At 64.7% G+C, this 22,210-nt stretch carries 13 protein-coding genes; 10 read left to right on the top strand and 3 right to left on the bottom strand.

What is annotated here, in order from left to right; translation table 11 throughout:
• The first annotated feature begins 34 nt into the window (after positions 1-34).
• From IEV83_RS07700 to IEV83_RS07690, 3 genes are all read left to right on the top strand, one after another.
• The gene (locus tag IEV83_RS07700) at positions 35-1,132 is read left to right on the top strand and encodes a TRAP transporter substrate-binding protein (RefSeq protein ID WP_181760827.1); all 1,098 of its coding nucleotides are present in this window, start codon (positions 35-37) and stop codon (positions 1,130-1,132) included.
• A gap of 132 nt (positions 1,133-1,264) precedes the next feature.
• Positions 1,265-1,777, top strand: coding sequence for a TRAP transporter small permease subunit (locus IEV83_RS07695; RefSeq protein ID WP_244628108.1), 513 nt, complete (start codon positions 1,265-1,267; stop codon positions 1,775-1,777).
• The gene (locus tag IEV83_RS07690; RefSeq protein ID WP_181760828.1) at positions 1,774-3,327 is read left to right on the top strand and encodes a TRAP transporter large permease; all 1,554 of its coding nucleotides are present in this window, start codon (positions 1,774-1,776) and stop codon (positions 3,325-3,327) included. Before IEV83_RS07695 ends, IEV83_RS07690 begins: the two co-directional genes overlap by 4 nt.
• A gap of 65 nt (positions 3,328-3,392) precedes the next feature.
• Here IEV83_RS07690 and IEV83_RS07685 read toward each other — a convergent pair whose 3' ends face one another.
• Positions 3,393-3,869 (bottom strand): ureidoglycolate lyase, encoded by a 477-nt coding sequence (locus IEV83_RS07685; RefSeq protein WP_181760897.1) that lies wholly within the window; start codon positions 3,867-3,869, stop codon positions 3,393-3,395.
• 292 nt (positions 3,870-4,161) lie between these two features.
• Here IEV83_RS07685 and IEV83_RS07680 point away from each other — a divergent pair, with 292 nt between their 5' ends.
• From IEV83_RS07680 to IEV83_RS07655, 6 genes are all read left to right on the top strand, one after another.
• Complete coding sequence (locus tag IEV83_RS07680) at positions 4,162-16,695, top strand: right-handed parallel beta-helix repeat-containing protein (protein WP_181760829.1); 12,534 nt, start codon at positions 4,162-4,164, stop codon at positions 16,693-16,695.
• Between the two features lie 157 nt (positions 16,696-16,852).
• Positions 16,853-17,374, top strand: coding sequence for a phage tail protein (locus IEV83_RS07675; protein ID WP_181760830.1), 522 nt, complete (start codon positions 16,853-16,855; stop codon positions 17,372-17,374).
• Positions 17,375-17,425: 51 nt separating this feature from the next.
• Positions 17,426-17,944 (top strand): phage tail protein, encoded by a 519-nt coding sequence (locus tag IEV83_RS07670; RefSeq protein ID WP_181760831.1) that lies wholly within the window; start codon positions 17,426-17,428, stop codon positions 17,942-17,944.
• Between the two features lie 12 nt (positions 17,945-17,956).
• Positions 17,957-18,484, top strand: a complete 528-nt coding sequence (locus tag IEV83_RS07665) for a phage tail protein (RefSeq protein WP_181760832.1) — start codon at positions 17,957-17,959, stop codon at positions 18,482-18,484.
• Between the two features lie 43 nt (positions 18,485-18,527).
• On the top strand, positions 18,528-19,805 hold the full coding sequence (locus tag IEV83_RS07660) for a DUF8189 domain-containing protein (RefSeq protein ID WP_181760833.1): 1,278 nt from the start codon (positions 18,528-18,530) through the stop codon (positions 19,803-19,805).
• 1 nt (position 19,806) lies between these two features.
• Positions 19,807-20,358, top strand: a complete 552-nt coding sequence (locus tag IEV83_RS07655; RefSeq protein ID WP_181760834.1) for a GNAT family N-acetyltransferase — start codon at positions 19,807-19,809, stop codon at positions 20,356-20,358.
• Positions 20,359-20,463: 105 nt separating this feature from the next.
• On the opposite strand, the gene IEV83_RS07650 is transcribed toward IEV83_RS07655, so the two are convergent.
• Positions 20,464-20,766: a DUF6916 family protein gene (locus IEV83_RS07650; RefSeq protein WP_181760835.1), complete on the bottom strand. Its 303-nt coding sequence runs from the start codon at positions 20,764-20,766 to the stop codon at positions 20,464-20,466.
• Between the two features lie 64 nt (positions 20,767-20,830).
• Positions 20,831-21,241 carry a hypothetical protein gene (locus IEV83_RS07645; RefSeq protein WP_181760836.1) on the bottom strand — a complete coding sequence of 137 codons (411 nt, stop codon included), beginning with the start codon at positions 21,239-21,241 and terminating at the stop codon, positions 20,831-20,833.
• A 177-nt stretch (positions 21,242-21,418) separates the two neighbouring features.
• Here IEV83_RS07645 and IEV83_RS07640 point away from each other — a divergent pair, with 177 nt between their 5' ends.
• On the top strand, positions 21,419-22,195 hold the full coding sequence (locus IEV83_RS07640; RefSeq protein WP_181760837.1) for a SapC family protein: 777 nt from the start codon (positions 21,419-21,421) through the stop codon (positions 22,193-22,195).
• The last annotated feature ends 15 nt before the right edge of the window (positions 22,196-22,210 follow it).

The raw sequence follows: 22,210 nt of genomic DNA, 5'->3' as shown, positions 1-22,210 counted from the left end.
CTGGCAACGACAACAACCAGAGGACCTACGTGCGATGAAAAGACGTGATTTCCTGAAAAAAGCCGCGGCTGGCGCCGCCGCTACCGCTGCCGGCGCGACGCTCGCCGCCCCGGCAATCGCCCAGGACAAGCTGCGCTGGAAGATGGTCACCGCCTGGCCGAAGAACCTGCCCGGCCCGGGCGTCGCCGCGCAGATGCTCGCCGACCGCATCACCGCCCTGTCCGGCGGGCGGATCGAGGTACAGCTTTTCGCCGCCGGCGAGCTGGTGCCCGGCCACGGCGTCTTCGATGCGGTTTCCGAAGGCACCGCCGAGCTCTACCACGCGGTGCCCTCCTACTGGGGCTCCAAGTCCAAGGGCATCCTGTTGTTCGGATCGCAGCCCTTCGGCCTGCGCGCTGACGAGCAGTTCGGCTGGCTCGCCCATGGCGGCGGACAGGCCCTCTATGACGAAATGTACGGCCGGTTCGGTCTGAAGCCGTTCCTGTGCGGCAACTCCGGTCCGCAGTGGGCCGGCTGGTTCCGCAACGAGATCAATTCGGCTGAAGACCTGAAGGGCCTGCGGTTCCGCACCACTGGCCTTGCCTCGGAAATGTGCGCCAAGCTCGGCATGGCCGTGCAGGCCATGGGCGGCCGCGACATGTTCCAGGCGCTGCAGTCCGGCGCGCTCGACGCCGGCGAGTTCATCGGCCCGTGGAGCGATTCGGCGCTCGGCTTCTACCAGGTGGCCAAGAACTACTATTGGCCCGGTGTTGGCGAGCCGTCCTCGGCCGAGGAATGCGCCGTCAACAAGGAAGCCTACGACGCGCTTCCCGCTGATCTGCAGCAGGCGGTGGCGATGGCCTGCGAGTCGCTCTACAATCCGGTCTGGACCGAGTATTCCACCAAGCACGCGCTTGCGCTGGAGAAGCTCGTCGCCGAGCAGGGCGTCCAGGTGAAGAAGCTGCCGGACGACGTGATCGTGGCCATGGGCAATGCCGCCGGCGAGGTCATCGGCGAGCTGCGCGAGGACAGCGACGAGCTCGTCCAGCGCATCACCGAGAGCTTCCTCGCCTATCGCGCCTCGATCGCCAAGTACATGACCTACGCGGACAACGGGCAGATGAACGCCCGCGCGATGGATTACAAGTACTAACGCGCTCCTGCGGCGGGCCGGCCACGCGCCGGCCCGCCGTTGTCGTTCCGATCCTTCGGCCACCTTCCTGGCAGGGCGCGGCACCCCCAAGCGGGCGCCAGCGCGATAGCCAGGTCACGAGGACCCCGCACCGTGCTCACCCGCTTCGCCGACAGGCTGGACACCATCAACCGGGCGACCGGTGCGCTGGTGCGCTGGCTGGCCCTTGCCATGATCCTTCTGCAATTCGCGGTCGTGCTGCTGCGCTATGTCTATGGCGTCAGCTTCGTCTTCCTGAACGAAGGCGTGCTCTACATGCATTCCGCCCTGTTCATGCTGGGCGCCGGCTACACGCTGCTGGTCGATGGGCATGTGCGGGTCGATATCTTCTATTCCCAGATGTCCCGACGCCGGCAGGCGATGATCGACGCGGCCGGAAGCGCCGTGTTGCTGCTGCCGTCGATGGCGGTGCTTGCCTGGTACACCTTCCCGTCCGTGCGCAATTCCTGGTCCGTTCTGGAAGGGGCGATCTCGGTGGGCGGCATCCCCGCCTCCTTCCTGCTGAAATCCCTGATCCCCGCCTTCTGCCTGCTGGTCGCCATCCAGGGGCTTGCCTGCCTGTTTCGGGATCTGGCGCGTCTTTCCGCCCATAAGGAGGGCGCATGAGCCTGCCCCTTGACCTCTTGATGTTCGCGGCGCTGATCGGCGCCATCCTGATCGGCTACCCGGTTTCCTTCACCCTCGCCGGCGTCGCGACCCTGTTCGCCCTTGCCGGCTGGGCCACCGGGCAGTTCGACCCGGGCCTGCTCGGCGCCCTTGGCCAGCGCGTCTTTGGCCTGATGACCAATCAGGTGCTGACCGCCATTCCGCTGTTCGTCTTCATGGGCATCGTCCTGGAGAAAAGCCGCATCGCCGAGGACCTGTTGGAAACCGCCGGCCGGCTGTTCGGCCCCTTGCGCGGCGGGCTCGGCATCTCGGTGGTGCTGGTCGGCGCGCTCTTGGCCGCCTCCACCGGCATCGTCGGCGCCACGGTGGTCGCCATGGGGCTGATCGCCCTGCCGACCATGCTGCGCAACGGCTACGATCCGAAGCTCGCGTCGGGCATCGTCTGCACCTCCGGCACGCTCGGGCAGATCATCCCGCCCTCCACCTTGCTGATCATCCTTTCCGACGTGATGTCGAACGCCTATCAGCAGGCCCAGTTCCGGGAGGGCAAGTTCACCATCGACACCATCTCGGTGGGGCAGATCTTCGCCGCGGCGCTGCTGCCGGGCCTCACCCTCGTCGGCATCTACATTCTCTACCTGCTTGGCAAGGCCTGGCTGAACCCCGCTTCCGCACCGGCGATGAAGGCGCTCGACACCCGCCCCGCCCGGCGCGAGATCGCCGCCGCCATCCTGCCGCCGGTGCTGCTGATCGTGGCCGTGCTCGGCTCGATCCTCGGCGGCATCGCCACCCCGAGCGAAGCTGCCTCGGTCGGCGCCATCGGCGCCCTGCTGATGGCCAGCGCGCGCCAGTCGAAAGGCGAAAACCGGCTGGTGTTCGCCGGCGCCGCCGCGCTTGGCCTTCTTGCCGTTCTGATCGGCGTTCACCCGGTGCGGCTGCAACGCTCGGACGCTGGCCTCGTCGACTGGCTGGTCGGCGGGCTGGCCACCGTCCTGGTGCTGATTGCCGCCGCCGCCATCGCCCAGGCGCTTCACCGAACCTTCCGGGGTGGGGTGCTCAAGCCGGTGATGACCTCGACCATGAGCGTCACCGCGATGATCTTCGCCACGATCCTGACCGCCAGCGTGTTCTCCCTGGTGTTCCGGGGCCTTGGCGGCGATCTGCGGGTGGAGGAATTCCTGGCGAACATGCCCGGCGGACCGCAAGCGGCGCTTCTGTTCGTGATGGCGCTGATCTTCGTGCTCGGCTTCTTCCTCGATTTCGTGGAAATCTCGGTGATCCTGCTGCCATTGGTCGCCCCGGTGCTGATCATGATGGGTCACGATCCGGTCTGGCTGTCGATCCTGATCGCCATCAACCTGCAGACCTCGTTCCTGACCCCGCCCTTCGGCTTCTCCCTGTTCTACCTGCGCGGGGCGGCACCGAAGGAGATCACCACCGGTCAGATCTATCGCGGGGTGATCCCCTTCATCGGGCTGCAGATCCTCGGCATGGCCCTGATCTGGCTATGGCCGTCGGTCGCCACCTTCCTGCCGAAGCTCGCCTTCTGATCGTTTCGGCCTGATCGCATTCCCGGGCGCGGCGTCCGCGCCCGGGCTCACCTACTGCGGAACACTCAGACCGGCGCGATGCGCGCCCAGTCTCCGTCGACGAAAAACACTTCCTCCAGATTGTTACCCGGCCCCGCCCGGTCGACAACCAGGAAGTCTTGCATCGGCTGCAGCACGAGCAGCGGATGGTGCCAGACCCCACGGGCGATCTGCACGCCCTGATCCCCCCGCGCCAGAAAACAGCGGCAAGCGGCGGCCTCAGGCCGTTCGGCCACGACCACAAGCCAGGGGTGTCGCTCCATCGGCACGAAAGCCTGCGCCCCCAGCGGATGACGTTCCAGCATCCGGATCTCGATGGGTGCTGGCCAGGGCGTGCCGCGGAAGATCGACAGAATCGCCTCGCCCCCCTCCCCCGGCTCGGCCCTCGCCAGAGCGTGAAACCTCCGCGTCCGGCCATCGTTGATCAGATGGCTGCGGTCGAAATCCGCATCGATCACCCGCCCATAGGGCGCAAACGCGTCCTCGGCTAGCAGTTCCGGCATCACTTCCAACACGGTTCTTCCTTTTCCTGATCAACTCTCGCCCGGCCCGGCCCCAAGCCAGCCGCCCGCAGACGCTCACCGGACGGCACACAGTTCCACTTCTTCTGGTTGCCTCACAGCAAAAGCACCCGTCATCTGTCGCATATTCGCAACAGCCACATCAAAATCCAACCGCCGCCAACCACAACCTGCGGTACGGGTCTTGCCTTGGAATTTTGACGCAGCGTAACTGATTAACGCTTTCTACCGATGGTGGAGTTAGTCCATTCGGCACCACCTCCCCACTCGGACCGTGTTTTGCCTACCGAACTCCTGGGAGAGTGTCATTTCCTATCCGGTCCCCCATTCCCGGTTCCTGAAAGGCGCCGGACGAGAACTCCTCTCCTCCTCCTGCGCGGCCGCCCTGCTGGCTGGCGCGAGCGCCTCCGCCAACGCCCAGGACGCAGCTCCCGTCTGGGGTCCCTGGGGTGAACTGGGCGCACAGGCCGGGTCCGAGGCCGCCGGCTTCCTGGAAGGGTTTGTGCCCCTGGCCCAGGACGGCGAATCGCTCGTCTTCCTCGACCTCCGGCTGGATGTGGGCGAAAACGCACGCGGCTCCACATCGGTGGGCCTGGGTATGCGCCATATCGTCGGACCGGACCTGATCCTTGGCGCCAATGTCTTCGCCGATGCGGTCAAGACCGACAATGGCAACTACTTCGGCGGCGCAACCGTCGGCCTTGAAGCCTTCACCTCGATCTTCGACCTGCGGCTGAATGCGCATATTCCGATCGGCGGGGGCACCTCGACCGGATCGGCGCTTCGGTCGGACGGCGTCAGCATCACCAACAATCAGTTGGTGGAGAACCGCTCCCGAATCAACAGTTCCGAGGCACTGCTTTACGGCCTGACCGGTGAGATCGGCGCGTTGTTCGCCTCGCCCTTTGGCGAGAAACAGAAGCTGCGCACCTACGTGGGCGGTTATGTCTACGACCGGGACGGGTATGACACCCAGAGCGGCGGCCGGGTTGGTCTGGAGTATCGGATCAACGACGTGCTCGGTTTCTCCGGCTCGCGCTTCACCCTGGGCGCGGAACTGGTGCTCGACAGCGAGGACGATCTGGACGCGCTGGCAACGGCCCGGCTGCGAATCCCGCTGTTCGGCGAAACCGTGGGGGCGACCGCTCCAAGCACCCTGTCGCCGCTGGAACAGCGCATGACCGAAGGCGTGCGCCGTGACAAGGGCATCCGCGCGGGCAGCAAGACGAACACCTCCGCCGCAAGCAGCGTGGCGGTGATCAACCCGGCGACCGGCCGGGTCTACGGCGGGGTTTACTATGCCGACAGCGTCGGCGGCGGCACCGGCTCCTACGCCGACCCGACCTCCCTGGCAACGGCGGTGGCGAATGCCGGCGTCGACGGGCTGGTGATCGCGCTTGGCGACAACGGCACCATTTCCACCTCCGGCGTCACCCTGCAGCAGGGGCAGATCCTGACCGGCGGCGGCGAGACGGTCGCGGTACAGCTCAGCGACGGAACCACCACCAATTTCCTGCTTTCGGGCACCAATGGCACCATCGATGGCGACCCGGGCGTCACCACCGTCACCCTTGCCAGCGGCGCGACCATCCGCGACCTGACGATCCAGGGCGGAGCCATCGCGGTGGGCGGCAACGCGGTTGCCGATGCCACCTTGCAGGATCTGTCGCTGCAGAACACCACGGGCGACGGCATTCACATCACCGGCGCCAGCAACCTGACGCTGTCGGGCCTCTCGTTCAGCGGCATTGGCGGCAGCGCCATCTTCCTGAACAACCACGCCGCCACCCTGTCGAACATCACCATCAACGGCGCCGGCAGCGGCATCACCATCGCCAACAACACCGGCACAACGACGCTGTCGACGGTCAGCATCAGCAATGTCACCGGCAACGCGCTGACCTTCACCAACAACACCGGCGTGATCAATGTCACCGATTTCACCGCCAACACGGTTGGCGGCGATGGAATCCAGGTCAGCGGCGGCGGCAGCTACGGCTTTTCCGGCACCACCGAGATCAACGGCCTTGGCGCAGCCGCATCCAGCGACGGCATCGACCTCAGCGGCACCACCAATGCGACCCTGACCTTTGGCGATGTAGACATCACCGGTCTTGGCGGCGGCACTGGTCTCAATATGGCGGGCGCCGACGCCACGCTCACAATGCAGAGCCTGGACGTTACCGGTACCGGTGTCGCCGGGAGCCGCGGCGTTGACATCTCCGGCACGCTCAACGGACGCAGTGTCACCATCACCAATGGCGGCACCGTCACCAATGTGGACGTGGGCATCGTGCTTGGCACCAATGGCGCGGCCTTCGCCGCGCCCGATGCGGTGTTCACCTGGGGTGGCGGAGACATCGGCGGGCTCGCCTTCGCGCTCGACGGCATCGGCGTCAACGCCGCAAGCGGCAGCTATTCCTTCGGCACCACCACCTTTACCGGCGGGTTCAACTTCCTGACCGCCGGCACGCCGAACTATTTCGTCGCCGCTACGGCAACCGGCACCGGGGATGGCTCCTCGGTCGACAATCGGGCCTCCATCTCCACCGCGATTGGCGCCGCCGGGGGCCTTGGCACCGTCAATTTCATCCTGATCAACGATGGCGCGGCAATCGACACGGCGGGCCTGACCTTCGCCCTTGGCGACAACCAGACCGTCGATACCTTCGGCGACGGCCGCACCTTTGTCGATGCCGGCCTTCTGGTTGCGGCCAGCATCACCGGCGACAATATCCCCACAGGCTCAACGGTCATTTCCGACCCGACCGGCAATGGCGCGGCGACCCTGACCAATTCGTCGGGCGCGGTCAGCACCATCGAGGTGGGCAACAACAATGCCGTGCGCAACATCACCCTGGGCAGCAGTGCGGGAACGGCGCTGTCGGGCACGGGTATTTCCGGTCTGACCATCGAAGGGGTCACCATCGGTTCGGGCGGAACAACCGCCGTCAACGGCATCTCCCTTACCAACACCACCGGCGCCGTGACCCTGACCAATGTCTCGGTCGACAATACCTCCGGCACGGGCGTTGCCATCATCAATGCCCAGGGGACCGTTACCGGCAACAACGTCGACATCACCGGCAGCAAGGCGCTGCGCGTGGCCGGCGGAGATGCGGCGATTTCCTTCAACGCCTCCAGCTCGATCGACAACACCTCCGGGATCGCAGTGTCAATCACCGGCCGGATTGGCGGCAGCTTCAGCCACTTCGGCACCATTTCGTCGAACGGCGCCGGCGCCTCCGGCATTGTCATTCACAGCGCTGCGGCTGCGAACGATGTGACCTTCGGCGGTCAGGTGTCGCTGGGCACCACAACAGCGCTCGGTGGCGGCGTGGGCGTCGGTATCGACAACAACGGCCAATCATCGGCGAACGCCTTCACTGGCGGTCTGGAGATCGCGACCACCGGCTCCGACGGGTTTCTTGCCACCAACGGCGGCAGCATCAGCGTGGCGGCGGCCGGGACGCGGAGCATCTCCACATCGGGCGGCACCGCCTTCAATGTCTACGGCACGGCGATCGGCTCCGGTGGGGTGACCTTCGATTCCGTCACCGGCTCTTCGAGCGGAGTGTTGCCCGGCATCCGGGCCGCCAACCTGGACACGACACTCGGCGGGATCGCGCTCGGCTCCGCCGACCTCGACGGTCATACCGGCGCGGCCATCGAAATCCAGGGCGTCGGCGGTGCGAACGGCTTCTCGCTGACCGCGGCGGATATCGACCTGGGCGCCGGTGGCGCGGGCGTTACCGTTTCCGGCGCGAACGGCACGGTCTCGATCGGCACGGGAACCGCCAATGGCATCACCGGCCTGAACATCGACGGCGGGACCAGCGGTATCGTTATTGCGCAAACGAGCGGAACGCTGAATCTCGGCACCACCTCCAGCGGCACCGTACAGATCGGTTCAACCTCAGCTCCCAGCTCCTCTGCGCTGTCCATCGGCTCGGATGCCGGCGGCACGATCAACCTCGGCAACACGACCAACCAAGCGCGGTTGGACGCCGTCTTCAACGGCATAAGATCGCATGACGCGGACGCGACGACGACCCTTACGAACGTGCGCACCTCATCCCAGACCAGCACGGCTGTGACGATCGCCGACAACGATGGTGATGGCGAAACACGCTTCGAGGGCGGCCTCGCCGTCTCGACGACCGGCGGCACCGCCTTGAGCATTTCGAGCGCGCGGGCCAGCGTCGCAAGCGCGCCCGGCCTCAACACGCTGACCGCTTCGGGAACCGGCACCGGCCTCCTGCTCTTCAATTCCACCATCGGATCGGCCGGACTGCATTTCGACACCGTGAATATCGCAACGAGCGGAAACGGCATCTCGCTCAGCGGAGCGACAACCGGTGGAGACATCGTGCTCGGCGATGTCGACATCAACGGCACCGCCAACGGGACCAACGCCATTTCGGTGTCTGGAACCGTCTCAAACACCATCACGATCGCCGATTTCGACACCAACCTGCTGCAGGGCCAGACGGCGCTGGATATCGATGGCGCCTACTCGGGCACAATGACCTTCGGCGACTTCGACGTCACCAGTTCCTCGACCACCGGCACCATCGGCATCGATCTGCAAACCGCCACCGGCGGCGGCACGGTCCAGGTGGGCGATACAACGGTTGCCGGCGAGAATGCCAGCATTTCGGGCGTCGACACCGGCGTGCTGCTCGGCGCCGCGACTGACCTGACCTTCACCTTTGGTGACGGCGAAAGCGGCATCGACACCGGATCGACCATCGACGCGACCACTGGCATCGACGCCAGTTCCGCTCCGGTCGCCGGAACCTACAATTTCCAGGACGTGGCCTTCGCGGGCAGCCCGGGCAAGGGCTTCGGCATTGGCCGGATCTATTTCGTCGATGCCGATGGCGCCGCCGGCGGCGGCGACGGGTCGGGATCGGATGCGGCGAACCCCATGACGCTTGCCGCTGCGGAGCTTGCGGCGGCGGCCGGCGACATCATCATTCTGATCAACAACGGCAGTGCGATCACAGCCGTGGGCACCAATGGCGACAACACCCTCAATCTGAAAGACACGCAGCAACTTCTGAGTTTCGGCGACGGGGCCGGCGGCAGCCAGGCCATTGTCGTCAATCTGACCGTGCCACCGACCATCCAGCTCTTCGCCCCGAACCTGACCCTCAACGACCCGACCGGCAACGGCGCGGCGACGCTGACCACCAGCGCGGGCGACAATGTGGTCACGCTGGGGGCCAGTGGTAACCGCCTTGCGGGTTTCGACCTGGAAGGCAACGGCACCGCCGCACGCGGCATCAAGGACAATGGCGCGGGCGCCACGGGAACGCTGATCGAGCGCTCCCGGATCAGCAACTTCGCCAATTACGGCATCGAGATCACCCCTTCGACCAACACCACAATCAGCGGTGTCACCTTCTCCGGCAATGCCAATGACATTCTGCTGAATGCCGCTGGTACCTCCATCAGCAACATGACCAGCACCGGCGTGACCGGGACCTCGATCACGCTGAACAACGCCACCGGCACGACGACGCTGCAGAACATCTCGATCTCCGGCGCGGCCGCCGGCATTGCCTTCAACAATGCCGGCGGCACCATCAATGCAGTGAATGTCGACATTTCCGGCGGCAACACGCTGTCGATCGACGGGGGCGACGCGGTCTTCACCTTCGACAGCGACAGCTCGATCGACAACACCGCCGGGACCGCGGTGACCCTCGACAACCGCTCTGGCGGCAGCTTCACCCATGCCGGCACCATCGCCTCGAATGGCGCGGGATCGAGCGGCATCGCCATTTCCGGCGCCACGGCCGCCAGCGACGTGACCTTCAGTGGCACGGTATCGCTCGGCACGACGACAGCGCTCGGTGGCGGCATGGGCGTCACCATCAACAACAATGGGCAAGCGTCCACCATTGCCTTCGATGCCGGCCTCGATATCGCCACGCAAGGGTACACTGGGTTGCTCGCCTTCGACGGCGGCACGCTGCGGATCAGTGACGCGGCAAGCGAGAGGGTGACGGCGACCAACGCGCGTGCGCTTGAACTGAACGGCATCAACAGCAACGTCACATTTGATGAGGTCAATGCGACCAACGCCAATATGGACTCGGTGCTGCTCCAGAATGTCGACGGCTCATTCACCCTGAAGGGCGGCACCTTGAACACGGTGGCCTCCGGCAGCAGTTTCAGCAGCCTCAAGGTCCTCCAGAACGATGCCGGCGCGACACGTAGCCTGACGCTGGACATCAATGGCCTCACCATCAACCACGATGCCTCGGGCGCGGCGGTTGCCCAAAACGAATTCGGCATCCTTGTCGAGACCCAGGGCGACGACCGGGCGATCGTTTCCATTGCCAACTCGACCTTCAAGACGGAGGACAGCAGCGTTCGCCTGCGCGGCCTTGGCCCTGCAGGGAACCTGATCGTCACCGATTTCTCCGACAACACGCTGGTTGGCGATGCCACCGCCTTCGATCCGACCTTGTTCGGCAACGGCGTCACCTTCAGTGGCGTGACCTTCGACAGCGATCTTGCCACCGCCGGATTGCAGACCGTTGCCGGAGGCCGCTTCCAGGCGGGCAGCGCCGCGCAGGCGATCAGAAGCGGCATCTTCTTCAATACGCTCACCGGCCCGAACCAAGGCACGATCGCCTTCGACGACTACGACGCCAATGTCTACAGCACGACCCTGCAGGTCGAGGGCAATCAGCCGGGTCTTGCCGTGAACATCGCCGACGGATCGGTCGTCGGCGGCTCGATGTCACTCGGCTTCGGCGGCGGCGGTCCTGTTGGCGGCACCATCACCCTGAGCGATCTGACCCTGACCCAGTCCTACGGCGGGCACGCGCTTCTGATTCGGAATTTCACTGGAGCCTTCACCGTGACCGGTGCGGCGACGATCCTTGCCCCGGAAGTCTCCTCCCAGGTCGGCGGAAACTATCTCCGGAGCGAGACCTCTGCGGTCAAGGTGGTCAATTCCGCGGCGAACATCAGCTTCAACACCCTGGACATCCAATCGACGCCGATGCTGGCGCCAGGTGCCGGCCTGGAATTTACCACCGGCGGCGCCACGATCGGCCTCGACCTCAACGGCAATACCGGAAGCTTCTCCGTATCCGGAACCACAACGATCGCCGATACGGTGGATGATGCGATCCGCATCACCGATACCTCCGGCGTGATCAGTTTCGGCCAGGTGACGATCACCAACCCCGGCACGGACAGCACGATTGGCGCGCCGCTCATTCCAGCGCTTCCCGCCGGCGCCGCCGCAATCAGGATCGCCGGTACGATCGATGGGGCGATCCATTTCGACAACATCGACATTGCACTCGATAACGACAACCGCACCGGTTTCGATGTCAGCGGCGCAACCTTGAACGCCGCCGTGACGGCCGATGATTTCGACCTGATCAGCAGCAGCGCCACCGGCACCATCGGTGTCGACCTGCGCGGCGTCCTTGGCGGCCAGACCATCCGTCTTGGCGATACGGCCGCCGGCGGTACGTCCAGCTCGATCGCCGGCGTCGATACCGGTGTGTTCCTCAATGCGGCCTCGAACGCCAACTTCACCTTTGGCGACGGCGAAGACGGCATCGACACCGGATCGACCATCGACGCGACCACGGCCATCGACGCCAGTTCCGCTCCGATCGCCGGCACCTACAATTTCCAGGACGTGGCCTTCGCGGGCAGCCCGGGCAAGGGCTTCGGTGTTGGCCGGATCTATTTCGTCGATGCCGATGGGGCCGCCGGCGGCGGCGACGGGTCGGGATCGGATGCGGCGAACCCCATGACGCTTGCCGATGCGGAGCTTGCAGCGGCAACCGACGATATCATCATCCTGATCAACAACGGCAGTGCGATCACAGCTGCGGGCACCAATGGCGACAACACCCTCAATCTGAAAGACACGCAGCAACTTCTGAGTTTCGGCGACGGGGCCGGCGGCAGCCAGGCAGTCGCCGTCAATCTCACGGTGCCGCCGACCATCCAGCTCTTCGCCCCAAGCCTGACCATCGACGATCCGACCGGCAACGGCGCGGCGACGCTGACCACCAGCGCGGGCGACAATGTGGTCACGCTGGGGTCCAGCGGCAACCACATCGCTGGTCTCGACCTGGAAGGCAACGGCACCGCCGCACGCGGCATCAAGGACAATGGCACGGGCGCCACGGGAACGCTGATCGAGCGCTCCCGGATCAGCAACTTTGCCAATTACGGCATCGAGATCACCCCCTCGACCAACACCACCATCAGCGGTGTCACCTTCTCCGGCAACGCCAATGACATTCTGCTGAATGCCGCAGGCTCCTCCATCAGCAACATGACCAGCACCGGCGTGACCGGGACCTCGATCACGCTGAACAACGCCACCGGCACGACGACGCTGCAGAACATCTCGATCTCCGGCGCGGCCGCCGGCATTGCCTTCAACAATGCCGGCGGCACCATCAATGCAGTGAATGTCGACATTTCCGGCGGCAACACGCTGTCGATCGACGGGGGCGACGCGGTCTTCACCTTCGACGGCGCCAGCTCGATCAACAATACGTCCGGAACCGCGGTATCGATCACCGGCCGCTCTGGCGGCAGCTTCACCCATGCCGGCACCATCGTCTCGAATGGCGCGGGATCGAGCGGCATTCTGTCGAGCGGCGCGACCGGTGCGCATACGATCTCCTTTACCGGCACGTTGGATCTGGGGACCACGACCGCGCTTGGCGGCCACGGCGTGTTCATCGACAACGCTACCCAGGCCGTCACGGTCAGTTTCGCCGACATTGATGTGGCGACGGATGGCGGCTTCGGCATGATCGTTCAGAACGGCGGAACGCTGTCCGTCGGCACCGGATCACTTGCGGTCAACAACGCGCAGATCGCCAACTTCGCGGGTATTGCCGTTGGCGCCGGCGGCGTCAATTTCACCTCCATCACAGGCACGAATATCGCAGGTCCTGCGGGCCTCGGGCTCCACACCATTACCGGAGGCGCATTCACCGTCAGCGGAACCACCTCGATCTCGGGAACCCTGGGGTCGGCGATCGCCGCGACGAATGTGTCGTCGGATATGACCTTCGGCGCGGTCAACCTGATGCCGACCAGTGGCGACGGTCTGCTCCTCACTGGCAACTCCGGAACGCTCACCACTGGCGACATGACGATTGCCATGGGAGCGGGCGGCAACGGTATCCGTGCGACCGGCACGAACGGCAACATGACCTTCGGCAATGTCGACATCACCAATCTCGGCGCGGGAACAGGTCTGAACCTCTCCGGCGGCACCTTCGATGGGCAGGTGACCTTCGCGCGCCTCGATATCAGCGGCACAAGCCAGGTTGGCTCGAAGGGCATCGACCTCACCGGCTACGACAACAGCAAGGATGTGGTCACCACCAATTCCGGCACGATCCAGGGCGTGCAGGTCGGTGTCGATCTGACCAACGCCAACATCGCCAATGGCGTCCGCTTCCAGTATGGCGACGGGTCCGCACCGGTCGCCAGCCTGATCGACACCTCCGGCATTGCCGGCAATTTCGCCATTGTCACGACCGGCACGACCGCCACCGGCGAGTATAATTTCGAAGATGTCGGTTTCGGCGCCAGCAATGTCGCCAACCTGCAAGGCCCGACCGTCTTCGTCATCGACAACGCCGGCACCTCCGGCCTCGGCACCTTCGCCGACCCGGGCACCGCTGGCGAGGCGGAAGCCTCCGGCGCCGATGTGATCGTGCTGATCGATACCAATGTGAATGGGTCCAGCGACCTGATCGACCTGAACGCCCAGGGCGAAACCTCGCTCGACCTTGCCGATGGACAGGTGTTGATCGGCCTTGCCGCCGGCGAGAGCATCGACGTTTCGACCCTCGGGATCTCCGGCGGCGGGGCTCCGGCCAGTGTAAAGCTGACCGGCATGGGCTCGTCCTCGGTGGTCGCCGCCCCCGCTACCGGCATCGACACGGTGCTGCCGACCCTGACCTCCGCCACCGGCAACACGGTGACCCTTGCCGGATCCTCCGGCATCCAGAACGTCCAGATCACCAATGGCGGAACGTTCGATGGCATCGCCGCCAGCTACGCGGCGGCTGAAAACCTGATCGTCCGGTTCAGCAGCATCGGCGGCGGGACCGGCGGCGACGCAATCGACGTCGCCACCACTTCGGGCGCCTCCACCTTCGATTTCCAAGGTCTGGCGCTGACCAGCGGCCTGCGGCTTGACGGCTCGGGCGGCGGCTCCCTTTCCGGCACCGCCACCGGCACCAACACGATCAACACCACCACCGGGCAGCTGATCTCACTGAATGGCGTCAGCATCGCTGCCAGCGGCATGTCCTTCGACACGCTCGCCTCGTCCGGCAAGATCACCGGCAATGCCGTGACGATGACCAACGTCGGCGGAGCAGGCACCTTTACTGCCAACGCGATGAACATTGCCGGCAGCACGGCGAACGGCATCGACATTTCCTCGTCCTCCGGCGCCTTCTCCTTCGGCACGGTGACCATCGGATCAGACGCAACGGCGGACAATGTCGCGACCGGCATTCGCCTCGACAACAACTCGGGCAGCTTCACTCTCACCGGCAGCTCGATCATTCACAATCGAACGGGAAGCGGTGTCGCGATCACCAATTCCGCCGCCAGCTTTGCCGCCGACTTCCAGGCTCAAATCGAGGTCCGAAACTGGGCCAACGCCAGCGCAGGCGCGGGCGACGGCTTCGTCTTGACGAACAACAGTACGGCGACCATCAACTTCACAAATCTCGTCTACAACGACAATCCTCGCACAGGCGGGCCGCTGACGACCGGTCAGGCCATCGTCGCCAACGACGGCGGCATACTGACCATTTCCGGCGGTGCGATTCGAACAAACAACATCCTCGGCGCAGACACTTATGCGGTCGACATCGCCAACACGACACTGGGTGCCGGCGGCATCACCATCGAGACCCTTTGGATCGATCACGACGACGCGGGAGAAAGCGGCGGCGGCCTCAAGCTCGTCAACAACACCGGCACCTTCACCTTCAGCACGATACAAGGCATTTCCGCAGTCAACGCATCGGCCATTCTTGCCAGCAACACCGGGACGCTGAATATCGGCACGACGAGTGCGGGCGGCCTCACTTCGAACGGCCGCGCGGTCCTGGACATCAGCAACACCACGCTGAACCTGAACGCGACGCACACCCGTTCGACCGGCAGCACCGGGACCGGCATGAGGCTCCTCGGCGTCGGCGGCACGGTCAATCTGACGGGAAACATGACGATCACCGGGTCCACCGGGACCGGCCTTTTGGTGGCGAACAGCGTCAGCGGGACCACCTTCAACTTCTCCGGTGGCACGAAGACGATCAACAGCGGCATGCAGACCGCCGTCAGCCTGACTGCGAATACAGGTTCCACGATCAGCTTCATCGGCGGCGGCCTCGATATCGACGCGACGGCGGGTGCGGGCTTCGTCGCAGCCGACGGTGGCACGGTCACGGTCCAGGGAGCGGGCAACTCCCTGACAACCACCACCGGCACAGCGCTCCGTGTCACCGACACCACCATCGACGCCGCCGGACTGACCTTCCAGTCGATCTCGTCGAATGGTACGAGCTACGGCATCTTCCTCGACACCACCGGCGGTGCGGGCGGCCTTACCGTGACCGGCGACGGAACCGCTCCGGCGCGGGGCGGCAACGGCTCGGGCGGCACGATCCAGAACAGCACAAGGACGGGCATCTGGCTGAACAATACGGTCGACGTAAACCTGTCGCACATGACGGTCACGGGGTCCGCCGACCAAGGCATCGATGCCTTGCGCGTGAACAACCTGACACTGAACGGAATGACCCTGTCGTCGAACGGCAATGCAAATGCAGAGCATGGCCTGAGTATTATTGACGGCAGCGGCACCTACGACCTGTCGCAAGTCCTGGCTGAGGGCAATTTCGACTCCAATATCCGCGTGCTTCAGCAAACGGGCGCAACGGGGATGACCTCGTTCCTGCTCGATGACAGCACCCTGCGGAATGTCACCACCGGCTCGTTGCGGGATGGCATCTCCATCGATCTGCAGACCGGCGCTTCCGTCGGCACGATCACCGTGCAGAACAGCAGCTTCAGCAATAACGCTGATTACAACATCCACCTGACCCTGGACGGAACCGCCACTGTCACCTCAACGACGATCAGCGGCAATACCATGACCTCCGTCGGTGGTGGCTTCTCCGGCGGCGGGATCGCGGTTCACCACGCAAACAGCAATTCCAGTAACGCGATCACAATCACCGGCAACGCGATTGGCACTGCGGGGGTCATCGGCTCCGCCGGCTACGATAGCATCTCCCTCACGATCCTTGGACATGCCACGTCCGCGAGCGCCGGCACGATGACCGCGCTGATCCAGAACAACACGATCCATGACTTCGGCGGTGCGGGCATCGTCCTCACAGCGAAGGACGGCACCTCCAATCAGGCAATCCTGAACGCAACGGTCCGCAACAACACCGTGACGGAGACCGGTTCCGCCTTCGCCTTCGCGGCAGTCTTCGCCGACAGCCGTGACGGCAATCAGCTTTGCCTCGATCTTGGCGGCGCCGGCTTTGAGAACAACCTGACGACCACCACACCCACTGCCCAGGAAATCGCCGTTCGCGCAATGTCGAACGGGACTCTCAACCTCAATGGCTATGGTGGAGCTGCGAATGACGGCGCCGCGATCGAGGCGTATCTGCAGGGCCGCAACACCGGCACTCCAGTCGTCGCCACGTCCCTGGCTAGCGGCGGTGTGATCCAGGGCGGCGGGGCTTGCCCGCTGCCCTGATCAACGATGGTGCGAGATCCGGAAATTTATCATTGGCGGAGGCGCGAATACCCTTGATTGCGTAGCGGAAGGACAGCATACTCGCATGAGGGGTTTTTACAAATTAAGCAATCTATAATTGCATAAGCCTCTCGCTGACCAAATTGGGGAACACCGTATGTCCGAGCCATTCCTCGCCGAAGTCCGGATGGTGGGTTTTAATTTCCCACCACGTGGCTGGGGCTTTTGCGATGGGCAGATCCTGCCCATAAACCAGAACCAGTCGCTTTATTCCCTGCTGGGGACGACCTATGGCGGCGACGGGCGCACCACTTTCGCCCTCCCCGACCTGCGCGGACGCACCCCGATCCATGTGGGGCGCAGTGACGGAGGAAGCGAACATCGGCTGGGCCAGAAGAGCGGCGAGGAAACCCACACGCTCAGTGCCAATGAGATGCCGCAGCACGATCATATCGCCTATGCCTCCAATACCCCGGCCAATCACATTCTGCCAGGCGGTCACATCCTGGCGGCGACGCCAGACCTTTACACCCCGTCCTCATCGGCAGCATCGCGCCAGCCCCTCAGTTCCGCAACACTGACCCATGTCGGCGGCAGCCAGGCGCATGAGAACATGCAGCCGTATCTGGCCGTCAATTTCTGCATCGCCCTCCAGGGCCTGTTCCCCTCACGCAACTGATCCCCACGACAGAACGACCGCTTCCTTTGAAGGCTTGGGAGGGCCACCTGAATGTCCGAACCCTTTGTCGGTGAAATTCGTATGTTCGCGGGGAATTTCGCCCCTCGCGGATGGGCCTTTTGCGACGGGCAACTGCTCGCTGTCTCACAGAACGACGCCCTGTTCTCCCTGCTTGGCACCATCTACGGCGGCGACGGGCGCACCACCTTCGGGCTTCCGGACCTGCGCGGGCGCATTCCGATCCACGCCGGCCACGGGCCGGGCCTGTCGGAGCGCCGCCTCGGAGCCAAGGGCGGTGCGGAGAAGGTGACCCTCACGGTCAATCAGCTTCCCTCCCATGGCCACACCTACAATGCGACGACCGACATGGCCACCGTCAGTTCGCCGCAAAATACCCTGATCGGTGAAAGCCCCACCGTCGCCATCTTTACCGACGCCTCCCCCACCGATCAGTTCGCCAGCAGCGCCATCACCAACACCGGCGGCAGCCGCTCGCATACCAACCTGATGCCGTATCTGTGCGTGAATTTCATTATCGCGCTGTTCGGCATCTATCCCAGCCGGCATTGAGGGAGACCCGCCATGTCTGAACCCTTCATCGCGGAAATCCGCATCTTCGCCGGCAATTTCGCTCCCAGAAGCTGGGCCTTCTGCAACGGCCAACTGTTGCCCATTGCCCAGAATACGGCGCTGTTCTCGCTGATCGGCACCACCTATGGCGGCGATGGCCGCACCACCACCGCCTTGCCGAACCTTGAAGGGCGCGCACCGATGCATCCCGGCCGGGGCCCCGGGCTGACCTCCCGGCGCCTGGGCCAGCGCGGCGGCGTCGAGACGGTGACCTTGACCGAAGCGCAGATGCCCCAGCACCGGCACACGATGCGCGCGGACACGTTCCGCGCCTCGTCTCAGGTGCCCTCTGCCAACCAGGTCCCGGCCCAGTCGATGGGCGGCCCGGCCTATCAAACCGACACGAGCAGCAACCTTGTCCCCATGGAGGATGCCGCGGTGCTGCCCGCCGGCGGGTCACAGCCCCACAACAACCTGCAGCCTTTTCTGGCCATCAATTTCATCATCGCGTTGCAGGGGCTCTATCCCTCCCGCGGTTGAGCGCGGCCCCGCCACGACACGATTTTCGCACAGGAGCGCGATCATGAGCGATGCCGAGAGAACTGAAATCGAGCTGGAAGAGGAAGCGTTCCTGCCGCAGGGCGCGCCAGGGGAAACGCCCTTCGCTGAACTTTCGCGGCTGATGGTGATCGCCATCGACGTGAATGCCGATGATACGCTCTCCTGGAACGCCCAACCGGCCCCGAACGGGGCATGGACCACGCAGTGGACCCGGATCAACGACACCGCCTACAGCGTACTGGCGACCGGCGCCACCTCGGATGGCCGGGTCGCCATGGCGGCGCAGGCCAAGGCCTCAGCCGAGGTCCAGTACATCGATGAAGCGCCAGCAGCGCCGGATGGGGCGCAACGGTGGAATGCACCGGTCAGTCTTGGCCTGCCGGCCGGTTGCAGCGGCTTTGCCCAGCTTGCCATGACCATCAACGCCGGCGGCCGGGTCGCGGTCTTCGGCGTCGACGACGCGACCGGCGCGGTCTGGTGGATCTACCAGAACCCGGACCGGATCGTCGAGAAGACCATCGAGCAGGTCCCGCCGGGGCAAACCGAGCCGATCACCATTACCGTCCATGAAGCCGCGCCGCCGGAGACGCCCTGGAGCGACTGGCAATCCCTCGGCACGGACACGCCTGTGTCCCGCATTACCCTCGGCAACAATGCGGATGGGCGCGTGCTGATCGCCGCCATTGGCACCGAGGCGGAGAACAAGAAGATTTACGTCAACCAGCAGAAGACCGACGTCTCCCTGAAGGTGGCGGACTGGACCGGCTGGCAGCGCCTCGACACCAGCGCCAGCGGCGGCGCGGCCTCTGCCCCCACCGTCGTTCTCGACCACGAGGGCGCGGTCAACATCTTCATGATCGGCGCGCTGGCGCAGGTCGTTCAGATCCGGCAACAGCCAGCCGGCGCGACCACCTGGTCCACCTGGGCGCGGCTCGGCATGACCGGCGTTCCACTGGTTGCGCTGACCTCTTCCTTCAATGCCGCATCGCATATCGTCCTTGTCGCGATTGATGAGAACAAGGGGGTACATGGCAATGTGCAGATCGACCCGGCCTTTCAGCAGTGGATCGGTTGGGAACAGATCGGCGTGGCCTCCGGGTTCGGCGAGATCGCCATGGACTACAACGCCGATGGCCGGCTGACGCTCTTCCAGCGGGTCGATGCCAACGCCGATCTGCAGTGCCTCTCGCAATACACGATCGATTCCACCAGTTGGGAGGTCGGCTGGGACACGCTGGCAAAGAGCGGCATCGGCACGTTTGGCGTGGTGCGGGACCTGACCCCGCCAAAGACCGGCTGAGATGCCTGCCGACACGCTCACCATTCCGGACGGCACCGCCAGCCGGCGCCGCCTGCCCCCCTTGCCGCGTGCGCGGGCGCGCGGCCTGCGCTTTCGCCGTATCCAGGAAGCGGATCTTCCCTTCCTCAGCCTGCTTTACGGATCGACCCGAGCGGAGGAGCTCGCCCCGCTCCCCTGGAGCGCGGCCGAGAAATCGGCCTTTCTCGACATGCAGTTCCGGGCGCAGCACAGCCACTACATGGCGCATTTCCCGGATGCGGACTGGCTCCTTGTCGAGTGGCGGCAGGCGCCGATCGGCCGGCTATACTTGGAACGCTGGCCATCGGAAATTCGCGTCATCGACATTGCGCTTCTGCCAGAGGCCCGTGGGCAGGGTCTTGGCGAAGCGATGATGCGGGACGTGATGGCGCTGGCGACGCGCGATAACCTTGGGGTCGGCATCCATGTGGAGCACAACAATCCGGCGATGCGCCTTTACTTGCGGCTCGGCTTCACCAAGCGGGAGGACAAAGGCGTCTACCACCTGATGCGGTGGGATCCGGCGCCGCGCTGATCTCGCGCGGATCGCACAGCTCAGAAAGAAAACCGGCCGCCTCTCCCCTCAGGCCCAAACCCTCAGGCGTAACGGCCGGTCGCGTCTCTTGGGGCGACGGCCGCGTCAGCCGAAGACCGCCTCATAGAGCCGGCCACCATCGTCCTCGCCAACCGGCACCAGAAAGATCTCCAGCGGCTTCATGCCCTCGAACTCAAGGCAGTGAACGCCCTGGTCAACGACCGGCTCGGAAGGGCCGCGAAACACCACCGAGAACGCGCCGCCATTCCTTTGCGACTGCCCCATCTTCGTGATCTCGGTGATCTCAAGCGGCATGGTTTCACCGCCAGCGGCCAGATGCAGCTTGCGGTGGCGGCGCGTTTCGAAATCCTCCATCGTCAGGATCTCAAGGGCAGGCCAGTCGTTCATGCAAATCGCTCCCTTAAATCGTCTGCGCGTGACGCTATTCGGTGGCCGTGGGGTCAGTCGCGGGCTAGCGCCGGCGCAGAATCCGGGGGATCGGGAAGGTGCCGAAACCCAGATCGATCCCCCCCCGGCGCGTGGCCGAAGACGATGCGTTCATCGTCGACGCCACCGCCTCCGCCGCGGGGCTGTTCAGAACCGATCCATCGCGAATGGCCGCAAGGGTCGTGTCCACCACCCCTTCGAAGCCCCCCTGCCGCAACGCCCCGAGCATCAGCAGCGTGTTGGCCGCCGCTCCGGCGAAGCCCCAGCGACATCCCTCGAAATGGCACCCCGACAACACCGGCGGCACGCCGCCTTCGTAGACCATGTGACAGCGGATAAAGACGCAGCCGTGGAAAGCACCACCATCCAGCAGGACTTCCCGATCCTGGAATGTTACCCCCCGATGCGGGGCCTGGTCGGTCGTGTCAGCTGTCATGCCTGCTCCTGATGCACCGTCTGCACATGCGCAAGACGCACGGCCCCTACGCAAGGTACCGATACCGCGCATTGCCTGTGCACGTCACTCTAGGCAACTTAGCGTTGGAACTGTACAAAAACTTGATGCCCCATTGGCCAACAGAAAACCTTTTTCGCAAATGAGGATTTGACCACCATGACGCAACCTTCGGCCGACAACGGCGCAACGCGCGCAGACGGCGCGGGTCCCTCCGGGCTGCCACTGTTCTACCAAGCCCCTGAGCCGGTGCGCGCCGATCGGCATGGTGATCTGTCACTGGACACACGGCCCAATTTCGACTTCGCGCGCGGATGCCATGCGGTGCCGATCAATGCGGTGGAATTCGCCCCGGCCGCGCGCCACTATCCGATCGTTTTTGCCGCCAACACCACCCCGCCGGCGGCCATCGCCGTGCTCGGCCTGCGGCGCGATCAAAATCTCTTCGTAGATGCCGATGGCGCCTGGAAGGACGATGTCTATGTGCCCTCCTACGTGCGCCGCTATCCCTTCATCCTCGCGCGCAACGACGCCTCGACAGAGTTCGCGCTGTGCATCGATGCGCGGAGCGGCAAGCTGAGCAAGGATGGCGACACGGCGCTGTTCGAAAACGGCGAGCCCACCGAGGCGACCCGCAAGGCGCTGGACTTTTGCGGCGCCTATCAGCGCGAAGCACGGGAAAGCGAGGCGGTTCTGGCAAAGCTGGCCGAGCATGACCTGCTGGTGCCGAACGAGGGCCGCTTTACCCTGCCCTCAGGCGAGGTGCTGACGGTGGCCGATTTCCAGATCGTCGACGAGAACCGGCTGAACGCCCTGTCGGACGAGGCGTTTCTTGACCTGCGCAAGGCGGGCGCCCTCAGCGCGATCTACTGCCATCTGATCTCCATGCGCAACTGGCCAGACCTGATGCGCCAGATCGCGGCCAGCGCCGCCTGAGGCAACCTGTCGACA

The organism is Stappia taiwanensis, assembly GCF_014635285.1.
Classification (GTDB): domain Bacteria; phylum Pseudomonadota; class Alphaproteobacteria; order Rhizobiales; family Stappiaceae; genus Stappia; species Stappia taiwanensis.
Note: the sequence above shows the minus strand (reverse complement) of the source record. Positions and strands in the feature narration are given on the sequence as shown.

What these genes read in the sequence shown, in the direction of transcription:
- IEV83_RS07700 (WP_181760827.1), top strand. Translation starts at nt 35, where the DNA reads ATGAAAAGACGTGATTTCCTGAAAAAAGCCGCGGCTGGCGCCGCCGCT.
- IEV83_RS07665 (WP_181760832.1), top strand. Translation starts at nt 17,957, where the DNA reads ATGTCTGAACCCTTCATCGCGGAAATCCGCATCTTCGCCGGCAATTTC.
- IEV83_RS07650 (WP_181760835.1), bottom strand. Translation starts at nt 20,766, where the DNA reads ATGAACGACTGGCCTGCCCTTGAGATCCTGACGATGGAGGATTTCGAA.
- IEV83_RS07645 (WP_181760836.1), bottom strand. Translation starts at nt 21,241, where the DNA reads ATGACAGCTGACACGACCGACCAGGCCCCGCATCGGGGGGTAACATTC.
- IEV83_RS07655 (WP_181760834.1), top strand. Translation starts at nt 19,807, where the DNA reads ATGCCTGCCGACACGCTCACCATTCCGGACGGCACCGCCAGCCGGCGC.
- IEV83_RS07660 (WP_181760833.1), top strand. Translation starts at nt 18,528, where the DNA reads ATGAGCGATGCCGAGAGAACTGAAATCGAGCTGGAAGAGGAAGCGTTC.
- IEV83_RS07690 (WP_181760828.1), top strand. Translation starts at nt 1,774, where the DNA reads ATGAGCCTGCCCCTTGACCTCTTGATGTTCGCGGCGCTGATCGGCGCC.
- IEV83_RS07675 (WP_181760830.1), top strand. Translation starts at nt 16,853, where the DNA reads ATGTCCGAGCCATTCCTCGCCGAAGTCCGGATGGTGGGTTTTAATTTC.
- IEV83_RS07640 (WP_181760837.1), top strand. Translation starts at nt 21,419, where the DNA reads ATGACGCAACCTTCGGCCGACAACGGCGCAACGCGCGCAGACGGCGCG.
- IEV83_RS07685 (WP_181760897.1), bottom strand. Translation starts at nt 3,869, where the DNA reads ATGCCGGAACTGCTAGCCGAGGACGCGTTTGCGCCCTATGGGCGGGTG.
- IEV83_RS07670 (WP_181760831.1), top strand. Translation starts at nt 17,426, where the DNA reads ATGTCCGAACCCTTTGTCGGTGAAATTCGTATGTTCGCGGGGAATTTC.